Origin of the sequence: Capnocytophaga sp. oral taxon 380 str. F0488, assembly GCF_000318255.2 — a bacterium.
Classification (GTDB): domain Bacteria; phylum Bacteroidota; class Bacteroidia; order Flavobacteriales; family Flavobacteriaceae; genus Capnocytophaga; species Capnocytophaga ochracea.
Window position 1 is genome coordinate 20,935 of the sequence record NZ_KB291203.1, and the last position, 16,133, is coordinate 37,067.

Annotated in this window: 16 protein-coding genes; 2 read left to right on the forward strand and 14 right to left on the reverse strand. The window is 41.7% G+C overall.

Going from position 1 to position 16,133, the window contains the following annotated elements; all coding sequences use genetic code 11:
- Positions 1-53 precede the first annotated feature (53 nt).
- Positions 54-1,049: a glycosyltransferase family 2 protein gene (locus HMPREF9078_RS06270; protein ID WP_009419856.1), complete on the reverse strand. Its 996-nt coding sequence runs from the start codon at positions 1,047-1,049 to the stop codon at positions 54-56.
- Positions 1,050-1,150: 101 nt separating this feature from the next.
- Here HMPREF9078_RS06270 and HMPREF9078_RS06275 point away from each other — a divergent pair, with 101 nt between their 5' ends.
- Together HMPREF9078_RS06275 and recJ are read left to right on the forward strand one after the other, a co-directional pair.
- Positions 1,151-2,014, forward strand: a complete 864-nt coding sequence (locus tag HMPREF9078_RS06275) for an RNA polymerase sigma factor RpoD/SigA (RefSeq protein ID WP_002673542.1) — start codon at positions 1,151-1,153, stop codon at positions 2,012-2,014.
- Positions 2,015-2,109: 95 nt separating this feature from the next.
- Positions 2,110-3,804: a single-stranded-DNA-specific exonuclease RecJ gene (recJ, locus tag HMPREF9078_RS06280; RefSeq protein WP_009419857.1), complete on the forward strand. Its 1,695-nt coding sequence runs from the start codon at positions 2,110-2,112 to the stop codon at positions 3,802-3,804.
- Between the two features lie 57 nt (positions 3,805-3,861).
- Here the strand turns inward: recJ and tpx are convergent, their stop codons facing one another.
- The 13 genes from tpx to HMPREF9078_RS06345 all read right to left on the reverse strand — a co-directional run bounded on the left by tpx (position 3,862) and on the right by HMPREF9078_RS06345 (position 15,971).
- Positions 3,862-4,359, reverse strand: coding sequence for a thiol peroxidase (gene tpx / locus HMPREF9078_RS06285; protein ID WP_002673532.1), 498 nt, complete (start codon positions 4,357-4,359; stop codon positions 3,862-3,864).
- Positions 4,360-4,432: 73 nt separating this feature from the next.
- Positions 4,433-5,662: an NAD(P)/FAD-dependent oxidoreductase gene (locus HMPREF9078_RS06290; RefSeq protein WP_009419858.1), complete on the reverse strand. Its 1,230-nt coding sequence runs from the start codon at positions 5,660-5,662 to the stop codon at positions 4,433-4,435.
- 2 nt (positions 5,663-5,664) lie between these two features.
- Entirely contained in the window at positions 5,665-6,099 is a 435-nt protein-coding gene (locus HMPREF9078_RS06295) for a PepSY-like domain-containing protein (RefSeq protein ID WP_009419859.1), read from the reverse strand.
- Position 6,100: 1 nt separating this feature from the next.
- Positions 6,101-6,547, reverse strand: a complete 447-nt coding sequence (locus HMPREF9078_RS06300; protein WP_009419860.1) for a PepSY-like domain-containing protein — start codon at positions 6,545-6,547, stop codon at positions 6,101-6,103.
- A gap of 76 nt (positions 6,548-6,623) precedes the next feature.
- Positions 6,624-7,067: a PepSY-like domain-containing protein gene (locus tag HMPREF9078_RS06305; RefSeq protein WP_009419861.1), complete on the reverse strand. Its 444-nt coding sequence runs from the start codon at positions 7,065-7,067 to the stop codon at positions 6,624-6,626.
- 75 nt (positions 7,068-7,142) lie between these two features.
- The gene (locus tag HMPREF9078_RS06310) at positions 7,143-7,511 is read right to left on the reverse strand and encodes a four helix bundle protein (RefSeq protein WP_009419862.1); all 369 of its coding nucleotides are present in this window, start codon (positions 7,509-7,511) and stop codon (positions 7,143-7,145) included.
- 46 nt (positions 7,512-7,557) lie between these two features.
- A complete protein-coding gene (locus HMPREF9078_RS06315; protein WP_009419863.1) occupies positions 7,558-8,229 on the reverse strand; it encodes an ABC transporter ATP-binding protein in 672 nt (223 codons plus the stop codon).
- Positions 8,230-8,775, reverse strand: a complete 546-nt coding sequence (locus HMPREF9078_RS06320; protein WP_034543107.1) for a Smr/MutS family protein — start codon at positions 8,773-8,775, stop codon at positions 8,230-8,232.
- A gap of 95 nt (positions 8,776-8,870) precedes the next feature.
- On the reverse strand, positions 8,871-9,071 hold the full coding sequence (locus HMPREF9078_RS06325) for a hypothetical protein (protein WP_009419865.1): 201 nt from the start codon (positions 9,069-9,071) through the stop codon (positions 8,871-8,873).
- A gap of 24 nt (positions 9,072-9,095) precedes the next feature.
- A complete protein-coding gene (gene pncB, locus HMPREF9078_RS06330; protein ID WP_009419866.1) occupies positions 9,096-10,268 on the reverse strand; it encodes a nicotinate phosphoribosyltransferase in 1,173 nt (390 codons plus the stop codon).
- A gap of 201 nt (positions 10,269-10,469) precedes the next feature.
- On the reverse strand, positions 10,470-11,663 hold the full coding sequence (locus tag HMPREF9078_RS06335; protein ID WP_034543110.1) for an aspartate aminotransferase family protein: 1,194 nt from the start codon (positions 11,661-11,663) through the stop codon (positions 10,470-10,472).
- Positions 11,664-11,693: 30 nt separating this feature from the next.
- Complete coding sequence (locus tag HMPREF9078_RS06340; RefSeq protein ID WP_009419868.1) at positions 11,694-14,099, reverse strand: DNA translocase FtsK; 2,406 nt, start codon at positions 14,097-14,099, stop codon at positions 11,694-11,696.
- Between the two features lie 105 nt (positions 14,100-14,204).
- Positions 14,205-15,971 carry an ABC transporter ATP-binding protein gene (locus tag HMPREF9078_RS06345; RefSeq protein ID WP_009419869.1) on the reverse strand — a complete coding sequence of 589 codons (1,767 nt, stop codon included), beginning with the start codon at positions 15,969-15,971 and terminating at the stop codon, positions 14,205-14,207.
- Between the last annotated feature and the right edge of the window lie 162 nt (positions 15,972-16,133).

A 16,133-nucleotide genomic window follows, 5' to 3' on the forward strand; every position in this document is an offset into this window, starting at 1 on the left:
TCGTATAAGCTTCCTATAAGCTTTCTATAAGCTCCCTACTACTAAAAAAGAGGTTATTTAAAGAATAAATGCGGGAAAAGAGTTTCGATTGGTTTCTTAACGAAAGCTATTTTTAATGTTGCTCTGAGAAATCCCCAACCATAACTAAAAAACTGTACCAGAAGTGCCCAAACCGATAAAAATCCTATCTTCACACTGCGGTTCTCTCGGGCACTGTCCCACCCTATCAATATAAAATAAGAAGCGTATACAAGCAAGGGAGCGATGTGTCCAAAAAAGGCTAACAGTATAGCACCACAAAGTCCCAAGGCAAAGCAAGTAGGCAACCAAAAAGTCAGCTTGTGCGTTTGCGGGTGCCAATGGTTAAGGATAGCCCGCGTTTGTCCAAATTTGCTCACTTGGGTACGGAATTTCGCCCACGAAATGCGCCGTTTGTGAAACACAAAAGCGGTAGGAATAAAAGCCGAATCAAAACCCTTTTCCCAAAGGCGTATCACCAAATCAGGGTCTTCACCAGGGTGTATTTTCCCAAAACCTCCCGTCGCCTCAAAAGCTTTACGCGATAAACCCATATTAAAACTGCGAGGTTCAAACCGCTGAATACGCTTTTGGCTACCGCGAATGCCCCCCGTAGTCAGCAAAGAAGTCATCGTATAGTTAATAGCTTTCTGAATATCGGTAAAGTCATCGGTAGCAGTATCCGAGCCCCCAAAACAATCTACATAATGGGCTTGCAAGAAGTCATCTACCGCTTCCAAATAATGAGAAGGCAAAATGCAATCGGAATCTAAAATGAGAAAATAATCGTGTTGAGCGCGTTGCATACCGTAATTGCGCGAGTCGCCCGGACCTGTATTAGGTTTAGAAAGATAAGTAATCGACAAATCGTTTTGGTATTTTTTACATATCTGCTCTGAGGTAATAGTAGAGCCGTCCTCTATCACTACTACTTCAAAATCACCTTCGTAAGTTTGTGATACAAGGCTGTTTAGCAGTTCGTCAAGTTCCTCAGGGCGATTGTATATAGGGATAATAAAACTATATTTCATCTGTTAAAGTAATGTTAAAATTAAAAGATTTTGTAACATCTCTATAATACTATACGTATAATATGCGTATAAGAATCGACAAAATTAAGGATTTTTTCTGAATGAGACAACTAAAAATTACCAAACAGGTAACCAACCGTGAAACTGCGTCTCTTGATAAGTATTTGCAAGAGATTGGTCGTGTAGATTTGATAACTGCCGATGAAGAGGTAGAATTGGCACAACGCATTAAGGCAGGCGATGTAGCCGCCTTAGAAAAACTCACCAAAGCCAATTTGCGCTTCGTGGTATCAGTAGCTAAACAATACCAAAACCAAGGGCTTACCCTGCCCGACCTTATTAACGAAGGGAACTTAGGGCTCATTAAAGCAGCACAACGCTTCGACGAAACCCGTGGATTCAAATTCATTTCCTACGCCGTATGGTGGATTCGTCAATCTATTCTCCAAGCCTTAGCCGAACAGTCGCGTATTGTGCGCTTACCGCTGAATAAAATAGGTTCTATCAACAAAATTAACAAGATGTATGCTTACCTCGAGCAAGCCAATGAACGCGTACCTTCAGCCGAAGAGATTGCGCGCGAACTTGATATGTCGGTAAATGATGTGAAGGAATCTATGAAGAATGCAGGTCGTCACATCTCTATGGACGCACCTTTGGTAGAAGGAGAAGACTCTAACCTTTACGACGTGATTCGCAGTAACGAGTCACCTAACCCCGATAAAGCTTTAATATTAGATTCTTTGCGCACCGAGATAGAGCGTGCACTCGAAACGCTTACCCCTCGCGAAGCCGATGTAGTTCGTTTGTATTTCGGTCTTTCCGACCAGCACGCAATGACCCTCGAAGAAATAGGAGAAACCTTCGACCTCACTCGCGAACGTGTACGTCAAATCAAAGAAAAAGCTATTCGCCGTCTCAAACACACTTCCCGTAGTAAAATTCTAAAAACATACTTAGGCTAAGTGCGAGCCACACAAGCAATAATATCACACACTTTGCCAAAGTTTCACACTTTGGCAAAGTTTTTTTCTTACCTCTTATCTCTTACCTGAATAAAATGAATTACCTTTGGGACTTTAAACCACTACCACCGCAAGCCATTGTCGCTACTTTACAACAAGAGCTCAACATCAGTGAGCCTTTGGCGATTCTTTTAGCACAACGGGGCGTGACTACCTTTCAGCAAGCAAAAGATTTCTTCCGTCCTACACTCTCACAATTACATAATCCTTTCCTGATGAAAGGAATGAAAGAAGCCGTTGCTCGTTTAGATCGAGCCTTAAAAAGTAACGAAACAATCCTTATCTATGGCGATTACGATGTCGATGGTACTAGCGCCGTTTCTTTAATGGAGCGCTATCTCAGCAACTTCACTTCTAAATTGCTCCCCTACGTCCCTGACCGATATACCGAAGGCTATGGCATTTCTTTTCAAGGAATAGACTATGCCGAGGCGCAAGGTTGTACCCTCATCATTGCGCTCGACTGCGGTATCAAAGCCATTGATAAAGTAGAATATGCCAAAGAAAAAGCCATTGACTTTATTATTGCCGACCACCACCGTCCTTCGGAACAAGTACCCGATGCTATTGCTGTGCTCGACCCCCAGCAAGCTGATTGTTCTTATCCGTATAAAGAACTCTGTGGCTGTGGTTTAGGGTTTAAATTAGCCCAAGCTTATCACGAGTATTTACAACGCCCGTTCAGCGAACTCATTCCCCTTTTAGACTTAGTAGCCGTTGCTACTGCTGCCGACATCGTACCAATGGACGGCGAGAACCGTTGCTTAACGTACTTTGGGTTAGAAGTGCTCAATAATAATCCGTCGGCAGGCGTAAAAGCGCTTTTTGGAGAGCATCAAGGTAAAATTACCATAACCGATGTAGTGTTTAAAGCAGCACCTCGTGTGAATGCAGCAGGACGTATAGAACACGGCAAATACGCCGTTGCTCTCCTCACCGAAACTGATGAAGAACAAGCTGTACTTAAAGCTAAGGAAATAGACGCACTTAATACACATAGGAAAGAGCTGGACAGCAGTATCGCCGCCGAAGCTCTCAACCAAATAGAGGCAAATGGCGAGCAAGAACACTATACGTCGGTAGTGTTTAATGAAGAATGGCATAAAGGGGTGATAGGCATTGTCGCCTCTCGCCTTATAGAGCATTATTATCGTCCTACGGTAGTCTTTACTAAGAGTGGTAATAAGTATGTTGCTTCAGCGCGTTCGGTACAAGGATTTGATATTTACGAAGCTTTGGAACAATGCAGTGAGTATTTGGAGCAGTTTGGTGGTCATAAATACGCTGCCGGACTCACTTTGCGCCCTGAACAGTATCTGCTTTTCAAAAATGCCTTTGAAGAAGTAGTAAAGCAAACCATAGACTCTTCGCTTCGCATTCCCAAACTCTTTATAGATACCGCTTTGCCATTGAGCAAACTTACCCAAAAGTTGTATAACGTACTCAAACAGTTCGAGCCTTTCGGTCCTCTAAATCTCCCTCCGCTTTTCTATGCCGAAAACGTAATAGATACAGGCTTTGCCAAACGTATCGGTAAAGATGAAGAACACTTAAAACTCACCTTAAAAGAAGTAGGTACTACCTCGTATTACGACGCAGTAGGCTTTGACTTAGCACATAAACTCCCCATAGTAACCTCTGGCAGACCTTTCAGCATAGTATATTCAATAGAAGAAAATGAGTGGAATGGCAGAGTAAGTTTGCAGTTACAAATAAGAGATATAAAATAAAAAAGAGGTTATTGGAATAGTATTCTAATAACCTCTTTTTTTTATTTGTTCCCCTACCTATTTCAAAGCCTCTAACGCTTTAACGTAGTTAGGTTCGTCTGTGGTTTCAGCTACTTGTTCTGTATAAACCACTTTCCCTTGCTCATCTAAAACTATTACACAACGTGATAATAACCCTTTTAAGGGAGTATCAGTAAAGACAATAGGGTAATGCTTTGCAAAATCACCTCTAAAGTCTGAAAGCATAGTGAGATTGTCTATTCCTTCAGCAGCACAAAAACGAGTAAGTGCAAAAGGAAGGTCTTTAGATACACAAAGGATAGCTACATTACTGAGTTTAGAAGCTTCCACGTGAAATTTGCGCACAGAAGCTGCACATACCCCCGTATCTACACTCGGAAAAATATTTAGTACAACTTTCTTTCCTTGAAAGTCTTTGAGTGTTACTTCAGCTAAATCATTCCTTACAGCTGAAAAATTAGGAGCTATAGTACCCACTTTGGGAAGTTCTCCAACAGTATGAGCTGGTTGTTCGTGAAACGTAATATTTGCCATAAAATATAGTTATTATTAATAATATGGAAATAAAACAAAAATAATGCCAAGTATTAAGTTTATAATAGGATTATTATTGAATACTTTCTGCAATGATATAACCACCCGTCCACGCATTTTGGAAGTTAAACCCTCCAGTAATAGCATCAATATCGAGTACTTCTCCTGCTAAATAGAGCTGAGGATGTAGCTTGCTCTCATAAGTCTTAAAGTTGATTTCAGAGAGTTTTACACCACCTGCTGTTACAAATTCTTCTTTAAAGGTAGCTTTGCCCTCTATGGGGAAACGATATTGGGTAAGAGCTTCAGCCAGCCGACGCAATTGTGCTTTGTTCAGTTCTGCCCATACTTGTTCAGGGGAGATACCAGCATTTTCTAAAAGAGCAGACCATAAGCGTTTGGGGAGTTCAAAAAGTGAGAAGCTTTGCATTGTTTTGCGTCCGTTGTGTTGTTTAAACTCTTGGAGAACAGAGAGCGTTTCGTCATAAGAAAGCACCTCTGTGAGGTTAGCGGTGAAATTTACTTCCATTAAGCATTGGTAGTTACATTCAGCAAGCACGCGAGCCCCCCAAGCCGAGGCGCGCAATACCGCAGGCCCACTAAAACCCGTATGAGTGAAGAGTAGTGGAGCAGTCTCGCTTATTTTTAGTGATTTTCCTTCTTTGCTAAGCAAACGTACAGAGGCATTTACAGCAATACCCGATAGATCTTTCGTCCATTGGGTGGAAGTATGAAAGGTAAACAACGAGGGGACTGGTGGTATGATAGTATGCCCCAAATTAGCTAACAATTGCCATATTTTAGGATTACTGCCGGTGGTAATGACTACATTTCGAGTAATGTAGGCCTGCTTGGGCGTACTTACTTTCCAACCTTCGGGAGTAGGAGAGAAGGCTTGTACATTTTGCTCAGTGAAGAGCTCTATATGGTGTTTTTTTATTTCGTTGAGGAAGCAATTTACAATGCTCTCCGAAGTATTAGAAATAGGAAATACACGACCATCAGCTTCAGTTTTGAGAGGGACACCGTGAGCTTCAAACCAGTCTATTGTATCACCACACATAAAACGGTGGAAAGGGCTAAGGAGTTCCTTACTGCCACGAGGATAGTTCTTTACGAGTTCTTGAGGAGTAAAAGTAGCGTTGGTGAGGTTACAACGCCCTCCGCCTGAAATGCGCACTTTGTGGAGTACTTCTTTGCTTTTTTCGAGGATAGTAATCTTAAAGTTAGGGTGTTTTTCAGCGGTATTAATAGCGGTGAAGAAGCCAGCAGCTCCTCCACCGATAATAAGAAGGTCGTACATAGTTATTTTACCCCAATAAAATTGAATTTATCGTCGAATTTGAGTTCTTGACCGTCAGTAAGTTCTGCTTCATATTTCTTTTTACTAAGGCTACGCGATACTTCTTTAATAGATTCAAAAGGGAAAGTGGCTCGTACGTGTGCTAATATTTTTTCGGGCACTACGTGATCAGGCACTTTGCCGTGACGAGCTTTAAGCTCTTTCCAATCACCGTCGCCGTTAAACTCTATTTCAAGTCCATCGCGGAAGATGACGGTATACTCTTCGTCGTTGTAATCGGTATCTTTCCATACCGAAGCGATGTGATCTACCAAGAAATGCTCACGCACAAAGTTGATAGCATCAGCAGGGAGGTCGTTAAAAGTTACTTTTTTGTCTTGTGCTGAAGTTGCACCAAAGGTAAGGACAGCCGTGATAAGTAATAAAAATCGTTTCATTTTAGTCGTCTATTTTTAAGAATTTACCATTTAAGTTAAAAATGAGTTCTACCCCGTTAGAAAGGTCTACTTCGTATTTAGTACGCCCTTTTTTAATTTCTTTAACGATTACATTAGGGTAGTTTCTGTGCACATACTTAGTAATTTTTGTAGGAACAATCTTGGGCGAAACTTGTCCGTTGCGTGATTTCACTTCTTTCCAATTGCCATCAGCACGAAACTCTACTTCTGTGCCATCAGCAAAGAGCACGGTGTAGTCCTCTACTTCGCCTTTCTCGGTATCTTGCCATACCGAAACGATACTATTAGCAGAAAAATGTTGATTAATAAAACTTTGTGCACTAGCAGGCAAAGTACTTATAGGTACGAGACCTTCGTCTTGAGCGGTAGCCACTCCAAAAGCAAGTAAAGAGAAGACTACTGTTGATAATGTTTTTAGTGTATTCATCTTTTTATAATTGATATGTTTAAGGCGACAAAAGTAGCTAAAAATAAAAAAAGTACCAAATAATTGGTACTTTTTATCAGTCGTCTATTCTTAAAAATTGTCCTTTAGCATTGAATTCCAAATCAAGTCCGTTAGCGAGCTCTACCTCATAGCCATAGCGTTTCTTTTGGATTTTGTAGATATCCGTTTGAGGGTAGGTTTTCTTTACGTACTGAGCGATACCATTAGGAATGAGTTTTGCAGGTACAGCCTGAGTGCGAGTTTTCACTTCTTCCCAGTCTCCATTGGCATAAAATTCAATTTGAGTGCCATCGTTAAAATACACTTTGTAATCTTGGTCGTGGAAATCGTCGTCTTTCCATACCGATGCGATATCATTTACTTTAAAGTGTTGTTTCACGAAAGCTTGCGCTTTAGCCGGCAATTGTTCAAAAGTAATAGGAGTGTCCTTAGCTGACAAATCTTGTACTGCTATTACAGTCAATAAAAAAGTGGCGATAATTGATACTAATTTTTTCATCGTTTTAATCTGTTTTTAAGTTTAACGCTGCAAAGATACTACCTAATTTTGGAAAGAATCTGGAATAATTACGAATTACGCGTTTTGTTGTTTATAATTTGTCCTTACTGTTTTTATACTACTTACTAACATTTTAATAAGTTCAATTGTATCGTTATTCATACTATCGTGTTCAACTCTTGTAATATATTGAGTTTCTTTCAAAAGTTCTAACCAATATAGCGTTTCATTAGCTTCTTTTTCTGCTACTTTCATCTTATGAATAAAATCAGGAGTACTTTCTGCTCTTTCTGCTTCATAAACCATAGCCCCTATAGCAGTACCACTACGCAAAACTTGATCGGATAGTGTAAATTCTTTTTTATTCTCCCTTAAATATTTAGAGAGATTTACAATCCTTACAGCAAAAGTAAGACTCTTTTTCCTTAAAACATTCTCTTTCATAATAAAAAGTCATTTTTGATTAATATTATTTGTTCCTCGTCATTCGTCATTCGTCTCTCGTCATTATACGACCATCTACCATCACCAGCTTTCTATCCGCCATAGTAGCCAATTCTTCATTATGGGTAACGATTACAAAAGTCTGTTGGAACTCATCACGTAATTGGAAAAAGAGTTGGTGTAGTTTTTCAGCACTTTCAGAATCGAGGTTCCCACTGGGTTCATCAGCGAATACCACCGAGGGGTGATTCATTAGGGCACGTGCTACCGACACTCGTTGTTGTTCACCTCCTGAAAGGGCATTAGGTTTATGATCGGCACGTGAGGTAAGGTGCAAAAAGTCTAAGAGCTCCATTGCGCGTTTTTCGGCTTCTTTCCTGCCTACCCCTTTGATGAGTGCAGGAATACAGATATTCTCCAAAGCAGTGAACTCAGGCAACAGTTGGTGAAATTGGAAGATAAAGCCTATGTGTTCATTGCGGAATTTTGCTAAGGCTTTGGAGGATAACGACAATATATCCGTACCATTAATCACCAACGACGATGGCTTATCGGTATCAGGACTGTCCAAAGTGCCTAAGATGTGTAACAGGGTAGTTTTTCCTGCTCCTGAGGCACCTACTATCGATACAATTTCGCCTTTGGCAACGTTCACCGATACGCCTTTGAGTACTTCTAAATCTTTATAAGTTTTATGAATATTGGTAGCTTGAATCATTTATTTTGCATTTTGATAGATATATACTTCGGTAGCACCTACGCCGTATTTGGCATATTCGGCATCATAAAAGGTAACGTTAGAATAACGCCCCAACAGGAATTCTAATTCGGTGCGCAACACGCCTTCGCCTACTCCGTGAATGAACACTACTCGTTGGATACGCTGTGCAATGGCAAACTCTAACTGCCGACGAGCGGTTTCGAGTTGTAGGGTAAGCATATCGTAGTTGGTCATATTCCTAGTAGAATTGACCAGTTGCTCAATGTGCAAATCTACTTCCATTGGAGGAATGTTACGCTCTTTTTTAGTGAGAGGCGATTTGTTCTTGCGCTTGCTCACCACATCTTTGCGCAAACTCTCTCCATCTATATTCGTAAAAGCACCTTTTAAAGGCGCTTCCTCTTCAATAACTATTATTTCCTCAGGGCGGTAAGTTAATTCAAAGCCTTCAGTAGTAAGCACTGTTACCTGCTGAGGCGTAAGGCGCACGATGTGTCCCTTAATGATATCGTCTAATACTTCTATGTAATCTCCTATGTTCACAGTGCGAGGTGCGAGCCACACGGGCAGTTAATTTGTTAGTTTGTAAATTTGTAAATTGTCCCATTTTAGAGACGCGAAACATCATTTGTCACTCGTCACTCGTCTTCTAGGTTTCTTATTTTCGTCGCTGGGTCTTGAAAATCTTCCTCATTTTTAGAAGGTAGGTTACGCGAAATGCGATAGATACCTATCATCAGTAGGCTTATACCTATGATGAGTAACGCTTGGTCGTATTTGGGAAAAAGATAACGCGACAGTGCTACCAATATCCCTAAAATCATTAATATATAATTCATAAATTCGATTTATCAATTTGCTCATTAGCTAATTGCCAATATTCCTTTTGCGAGTTCAATCATTCTTGAGTCGCCCGTGTGTTTGTTAGGCTCATCTGAAAGTTTTACAGTAGGTACCCACTCGTTATCGCTGGTAAGTACCCCAGTGAGCTTCATCACTATGTTCATCGGGCGTAAGCCTACATCATTAGTGAGGTCGGTACCTATCCCAAATGAAATACCTATTTTACCTTTACAAGCTTCGGTAATTGCTTGTACTTTTTTAGGGTTAAGTCCGTCAGAGAAGATAATGTATTTAGAGAGTGGGTCTATACCCATCTTTTTGTAGTGTGCTATTGTCTTTTCAGCAAAAACGATAGGGTCGCCACTGTCGTGACGCACACCGTCGAACAACTTGCTGAACTTCTTATCGAACTGCTTGAAAAACACATCGGTAGTATACGTATCGGATAGTGCTACCCCAAGGTCGCCACGGTACACATCTACCCAGTGTTCGAGAGAGAGTGCATTAGCCATTTTGTAGCTGTACTCAGCTGCGTGGAACATAAACCACTCGTGAGCGTGAGTACCTATCGGTTTTACCTTGTATTTCATCGCAAAATGCACGTTGCTAGAACCTATAAAGGTTTGGTTGTAGCCTTCCATTAAAGTGTGCATCACGATGTCGTGCACGTGATACGAATGGCGACGACGGGTACCAAACTCGGCAAATACCACTCCTAATTCTTTATAGAATAGTTCTTTTTCACGGGTATTAGCTATCACCTGTTCGTCTGTCCAAGCGGTCGCTTTGGTGAGTTTATAGAAGAGCTCGCTAATTATAGAAAGTAGGGGTACTTCCCAAAGTATCGTGCGATACCAATAGCCCTCAACAGTTACCTGCAAGTCGCTACCGTTTTGTTCGATATGCACTTCCGAAGGGTCATAGCGATACCCTTCCAAAAAGTCTAAATACAGCGGACTCAAATAGGGGCAGTTATCTATCAAAAACTGCTTTTCGGCTTTGGTAAGTTTCAGTTTTGCCATATTGTTTACCTCTTCTCTCAAAGCCTCAGCAAAGCCATCGGGGAATTCGTGTTTGCCACGGTTGATAAAAGTGTAACGTGCCTTGTTTTTAGGAAATAACTGCACTACGCCACATTGCATAGTGAATTTGTAAAAATCGTTGTCTAATAATGAGTTTAGGATTGCAGACATATATTTTCAATTAACAATTTACAATGGATAATTAGTAAGTTCAAAAAACTTATTTTGGGCAAAGATAATAAATAAATTGCAATTATAACCGATTGCTTCCTAATTCTATTCCACCTATTTTTCGTCTTAACTTCGGTTTAGATTCGCCTTAGGTTCGCTTTAGCTTCGATTAAAATGAAATTAAATGTAGATAGCAATAATTTAGAATGATTTCTCTACTTGATTCAATGCTTCCAAGATAATATCACAGCCTTCTTTTATTTCTTCTTCTGTAAGAGTAAGTGGAGGAGAAAGTCGTACGGCGCGGTGTTCAAACAAGAGCCAATACACAATGAGTCCCCTATCCTGACAGTAATTCACTACAAAATCGGCGATTTCGGCAGTCTTAACGATAACTGCTAACATCAGTCCTTTACCATTCACGCTCTCAATAAGAGGGTGCTGTAAGTATTGTCGGAAGAGTTTCTCTTTCTCTAAGGTTTGAGCCATCAGGTCGGTAGTGAGTAGCTGGTTGAGGGTTGCCAACGAGGCTGCTGCTATCACGGGGTTGCCTCCAAAGGTAGTGATATGCCCCATTTTAGGATTGTGCGCCAAGAGTTGCATACGCTCATACGACGACACGAATGCCCCTACTGGCATACCGCTTGCCATACCCTTGCCTATTGCGATAATATCGGGGGTAAAGCCATAGTTTTGGAAGCCAAAGAGCTTGCCGGTACGTCCGAAACCTGGTTGTATCTCGTCGATGATAAGCAGGGCTCCCACTTCTTCACAACGGCGTTTTACCTTGATAAGATAATCGTTTTGGGGTTCGATAAATCCTGCTCCTCCTTGGATACTTTCCAAGACTACCCCTGCGGTACGTTCGGTGATTTTGAGGATATCGGCTTCGTTGTTGAACTCTATAAAATCTACATCAGGGATAAGCGGGCGATAAGCGCGTTTGCGTTCTTCATAGCCCATTAGGCTCATTGAGCCTTGTGTATTGCCGTGGTAGGCGTTTTTGGCAGCGATGAGTTGAGTTCTGCCCGTAGCGCGTTTGGCTAATTTCACCGAGCCCTCAATAGCTTCCGTACCCGAGTTTACCAAATAGGTAGTATTGAGCTCTGGTGGTAACTGTTCAGCGAGAAGTTTGCAGAAATCTACCGCCGGTTTTTGTACGTACTCGCCGTATACCATTACGTGCATATAGGTAGCGCACTGCTCTTGGATAGCCTTTACTACCGCAGGGTGACAATGCCCTAAGGTGCAAGCCGATACACCTGCCACAAAATCTAAATAACGCTTGCCATCGGTAGTGTAGATATAACTACCTTCGGCGTGTTCTACCTCCAACAATCTCGGATAAGGTGAGGTGGGGGCTTGATATTTTAAAAAATCGTGTTGTTGATTCATACTTTTGATTCTTAACTTTTTCATTTTTCACTATTGCCCGTCTAATAATCTATCCAAGCTTACAATGTCCTGCACGAGCACTTGTCTTGCCTTACTGCCTTCAAACGGACCTACTACACCTGCGTGTTCTAATTGGTCGATGAGGCGACCCGCGCGGTTGTAACCTAATTTCAGTTTGCGTTGCAAAAGGGAAGCCGAACCTTGTTGAGCATTCACTACCACTTCGGCGGCTTCGCGGAACATAGGGTCACGTTCCGAGGGGTCGAAGTCTAAATCTACACCCTCTCCCTCAGGCCCTACATACTCAGGTAGCAAGTACGCATCGGGGTAAGCGCGCTGTGCCCCAATGAAGTCGGTAATGTGTTTTATTTCGGGGGTATCTACAAAAGCACATTGTATACGTACGGGTTCATTTCCTTGCGAGTAGAGCATATCACCTCGTCCGATGAGCTGTTCTGCTCCTGAGCCGTCCAAGATGATTTTAGAGTCTATTTTAGAGCTTACCTTAAAGGCAATACGCGTAGGGAAGTTGGCTTTAATAATACCAGTAATCACGTTGGTCGATGGGCGTTGAGTAGCGATAATCAAGTGAATACCAATGGCTCGGGCAAGCTGTGCCAATCGTGCAATAGGAAGTTCTACCTCCTTGCCTGCTGTCATTATCAGGTCGGCAAACTCATCTACCACCAATACGATGTAAGGTAAGAAGCGGTGTCCCTCGTTAGGGTTTAGCTGTCGCGCTTTAAACTTAGCATTGTACTCTTTGATGTTGCGCACTTGGGCATTTTTCAGCAGTTCGTAGCGGTTGTCCATCTCTATACAGAGGGAGTTCAGCGTGTTCACCACCTTTTTGTTATCGGTAATAATTGCTTCTTCACTATCGGGCAATTTAGCGAGGAAGTGACGTTCTATACGCTCAAATATCGAGAGTTCTACCTTTTTAGGGTCTACTAACACAAACTTCACTTCGGCTGGGTGCTTCTTGTAGAGTAGCGAACTGAGCACTACATTTATCCCTACCGATTTACCTTGTCCCGTTGCCCCCGCCATCAGTAAGTGAGGCATCTTGGTAAGGTCGGCTACAAAAGTTTCGTTGCTAATTGTTTTTCCGAAGGCGATAGGCAGTTCCATTTCGGCGTGTTGGAATCGCGGTGCGGTAATCATCGTGCGCATATACACCATTGTAGGCTTCTTGTTTGGCACTTCAATACCTATCGTACCCTTCCCTGGAATAGGTGCGATAATACGAATACCAAGTGCTGCCAATGAAAGGGCTATGTCGTCTTCTAAGTTCTTGATTTTTGCAATACGTGTCCCTGCTTCGGGTACAATCTCGTAAAGAGTAACAGTAGGACCTATGGTCGCCTTTATCTTCTCTATTTTAATTTTGTAATCGTTCAGCGTTTGTACGATTGTATTCTTGTTTTCCTCCAATTCTTCTTGGTTAATAACAATACCACTGTCTTTGGGGTCGTCTAAGAGGTCGAGTGTAGGGAAACGGTAATCGCTAAGTTCTAACGTTGGGTCATACTCTCCATAGTTCTCTACCAATTGCTTAGCCAGAGTCTCGGGGTCTATTGCCTCTGTTGGCTGAGTAGGTGTTACTGTAAAATCAGGTTGTTCCTCTTCGGGAATATTAGTGATTTCCAATCCTCCCTCTTGTCCATCAAGGCGCGGAATTTCCTTTTTATGGGTAAAAGGGTCTAACTTTTCGTTTTCACCTTGTGGAATGATAAAGTCTAAATCACCCTCATCAGTGGTAAATTCTATGGAGTTAGGCTCTTTTTCTATACTTTCAAAGCTGTTTTCCTCCTCATCGCCTTGCTCCTGTTCTTCTTCTCCTTCGCGTTTCAGTTTAGAGAATGTATTTTGGAAGAAAGCAACAGCCTTTTCAGTAGTGAGATTTAGTTTGAAAATGCCATAGAGTACCACAATAAGTACCAAAAGGAGTATAGTGCCTAATTTGCCCAAATAGTCTTGTAGAAAATGGTTTAGTTCATAGCCCGAAACACCTGCTAATATGGTAGCTTTCCCTCCCAAAAATCCTAAGGCGGTTGAAGTGAATACCATTAACAGAATCCCCCAGAACCAGCGGTTTAGCAATGGCTTTTTCATATTCAGGATAAGTTTCATCCCTGAGAGAAATAGAAGCCACACAGGAAAGATAACTGCCAGTCCAAAACCTTTATATACAAATAACTGCCCCAAATAGGCTCCTATCTTACTGCCTATATTGTCAGCAATTTCTTCCCGATTGCTCAAATCTGCCCATCCACTTTGGTCAGTCTGCCACGAGAAGAAGAATGACGAAAAGGTAAATACCAAATACAGCGATAGCAGTACTAAAAATACGCCAAAAGCCAATTTGCGCTGTTGAGGTTTATTAGTATCCTTCTTCTTCTTTTGTGTTTCTTGTGGTTGTTTCTTTTTAGCCATTTATAGTTAAGCGTTTTTTCAATTAAATTTTATGTAACGTCAGTTCAATTGCCTTTTACCTATTTGATTCTGAACCTCATTTATACTAATTTCTGAGACGCAGTCTCACTCCTTGTATTTTACTTCTTCCAAAAACTGCACCTCATACAAGTTGCGGTAATAGCCGTTTTCTATTTGCAATAACTCCTCGTGATTGCCTATTTCCACTATCTTCCCTTTGTCTAATACTATTATTCTATCAGCTTTTTTTACGGTGGTAAGGCGGTGTGCAATGATGATGGACGTGCGCCCTTCGGTCATCTTATCGGTAGCCTCTTGTATGAGCTTTTCCGAATGCGAATCTACTGAAGACGTTGCCTCGTCCAAAATAAGAATTTGCGGTTTGTGTACATAGGCGCGTAAGAAAGCTATCAACTGGCGTTGTCCTGCCGAAAGCATAACCCCACGCTCTTTCACGTTGTAATAATATCCCTCTGGCAAACTCATCAAAAAGTTGTGAACTCCTATACTCTTAGCAGCGGCAATCACTTCCTCTTCGGTGATAGCAGGATTTTTCAAGGTGATATTGTTGTAAATACTATCGGCAAATAGGAATACGTCTTGCAACACGGTAGCAATGTGCTCTCGTAGCGAACTGAGAGTATACTCCTCAATGTTTACCCCATCGATGTAAATCGCCCCCGAAGTCAAGTCGTAAAAACGGTTTAGCAAATTAGTGATAGTGGTCTTCCCTGCACCCGTTGCCCCTACAATCGCAATGGTTTCGCCTTCTTTTACCTCAAAACTAATGCCGTGCAAGATTTCTTCCCCTGCTACGTATTCAAAACGGACGTCTTCAAACTTAATATTACCTTTCACCTCCTTCAACTCTTTCTCACCTCCGGTTTCAGAATCCGTTTCAGTATCCAAAATAGCAAATACGCGGTCAGAAGCGATAATGCCCATCTGCAAAGTGTTGAACTTATCGGCTATATGCCTAATGGGTCGGAATAACTGTTGCGAAAGCTGTATAAAAAGGAAGATATTCCCTAAGTCGTACACGTTATCCCCTATAATTTGCCGACCGCCAAACCACACAATCAGCGCAATGGTAATCGATACACACAAGTCGCCAATCGGAAAGAAAATAGAGTTGTACCATATCGTTTTCAGCCACGCCTGTTTGTGTTTCTCGTTTATCTTTTTGAAATTCTCCAATTCTTCGCGCTCTTGCGCAAAAAGTTGTAATACTTTAATACCCGAAATGCGCTCTTGTACAAAGGCGTTTAGGTTTGCCACTTGGTGACGTACCTCCACAAAAGCAGCGTTCATTGAACGTTGAAACCAACGCGTAAAGTACAAAATAAGAGGCATCGTAGCATAGCTGATAAGCGCCAATTTCCAATCAATCACAAACATTACAATCGTGATAACAAACATTTTCAGTATATCGCTCGCCATCTCAAAAAGCCCCGAACTGAAAATTTCGCCTATTCGTTCCATATCGTTCACCGCACGCGTTACCAATACCCCTATGGACGATTTGTCAAAATACCGCATCTTAAAGCGCAACAAGTGCGCAAAAAGCTTTTCTCGCACATCGCGTATTACCGTTTGCCCCAGCCAGTTAGAGTAATAAGAAAACAGAAACTGCATTGTTACTTCCGCGCATAGTAAAGCTATGAGTATGTACACAATGCGCACTAAACCCTCGTAATCCTTAGGAGTGATATAACTGTCAATCGCTACTTTTATCAGGTAAGGTTGTGCGGTCGAAAAGATAGACGATAGCACTGCAAAGAGAGCTACGGCTATAAATACCCCACGATAAGGTTTTACAAAGTGCGATAGCTGACGAAAAGTATGTTTAGTCCGAGATGTTTTTTCTGACATTGTTTTCTTTTAAGGTGGCAAAATTACGAACTAATTCCCAAATCCCCAAATTTAACACTCGTCATTTATTCCCCGTTCCCGTCATACTCCCCCTAGTGCCTATTCCCTAAGACCCCACACCAACCCATTTTTCTCATTTCCAAATTTGCTAATTTCCTAATT

Coding starts and splice junctions, on each gene's coding strand:
- HMPREF9078_RS06270 (WP_009419856.1), bottom strand. CDS start 1,049: ATGAAATATAGTTTTATTATCCCTATATACAATCGCCCTGAGGAACTT.
- HMPREF9078_RS06275 (WP_002673542.1), top strand. CDS start 1,151: ATGAGACAACTAAAAATTACCAAACAGGTAACCAACCGTGAAACTGCG.
- recJ (WP_009419857.1), top strand. CDS start 2,110: ATGAATTACCTTTGGGACTTTAAACCACTACCACCGCAAGCCATTGTC.
- tpx (WP_002673532.1), bottom strand. CDS start 4,359: ATGGCAAATATTACGTTTCACGAACAACCAGCTCATACTGTTGGAGAA.
- HMPREF9078_RS06290 (WP_009419858.1), bottom strand. CDS start 5,662: ATGTACGACCTTCTTATTATCGGTGGAGGAGCTGCTGGCTTCTTCACC.
- HMPREF9078_RS06295 (WP_009419859.1), bottom strand. CDS start 6,099: ATGAAACGATTTTTATTACTTATCACGGCTGTCCTTACCTTTGGTGCA.
- HMPREF9078_RS06300 (WP_009419860.1), bottom strand. CDS start 6,547: ATGAATACACTAAAAACATTATCAACAGTAGTCTTCTCTTTACTTGCT.
- HMPREF9078_RS06305 (WP_009419861.1), bottom strand. CDS start 7,067: ATGAAAAAATTAGTATCAATTATCGCCACTTTTTTATTGACTGTAATA.
- HMPREF9078_RS06310 (WP_009419862.1), bottom strand. CDS start 7,511: ATGAAAGAGAATGTTTTAAGGAAAAAGAGTCTTACTTTTGCTGTAAGG.
- HMPREF9078_RS06315 (WP_009419863.1), bottom strand. CDS start 8,229: ATGATTCAAGCTACCAATATTCATAAAACTTATAAAGATTTAGAAGTA.
- HMPREF9078_RS06325 (WP_009419865.1), bottom strand. CDS start 9,071: ATGAATTATATATTAATGATTTTAGGGATATTGGTAGCACTGTCGCGT.
- pncB (WP_009419866.1), bottom strand. CDS start 10,268: ATGTCTGCAATCCTAAACTCATTATTAGACAACGATTTTTACAAATTC.
- HMPREF9078_RS06335 (WP_034543110.1), bottom strand. CDS start 11,663: ATGAATCAACAACACGATTTTTTAAAATATCAAGCCCCCACCTCACCT.
- HMPREF9078_RS06340 (WP_009419868.1), bottom strand. CDS start 14,099: ATGGCTAAAAAGAAACAACCACAAGAAACACAAAAGAAGAAGAAGGAT.
- HMPREF9078_RS06345 (WP_009419869.1), bottom strand. CDS start 15,971: ATGTCAGAAAAAACATCTCGGACTAAACATACTTTTCGTCAGCTATCG.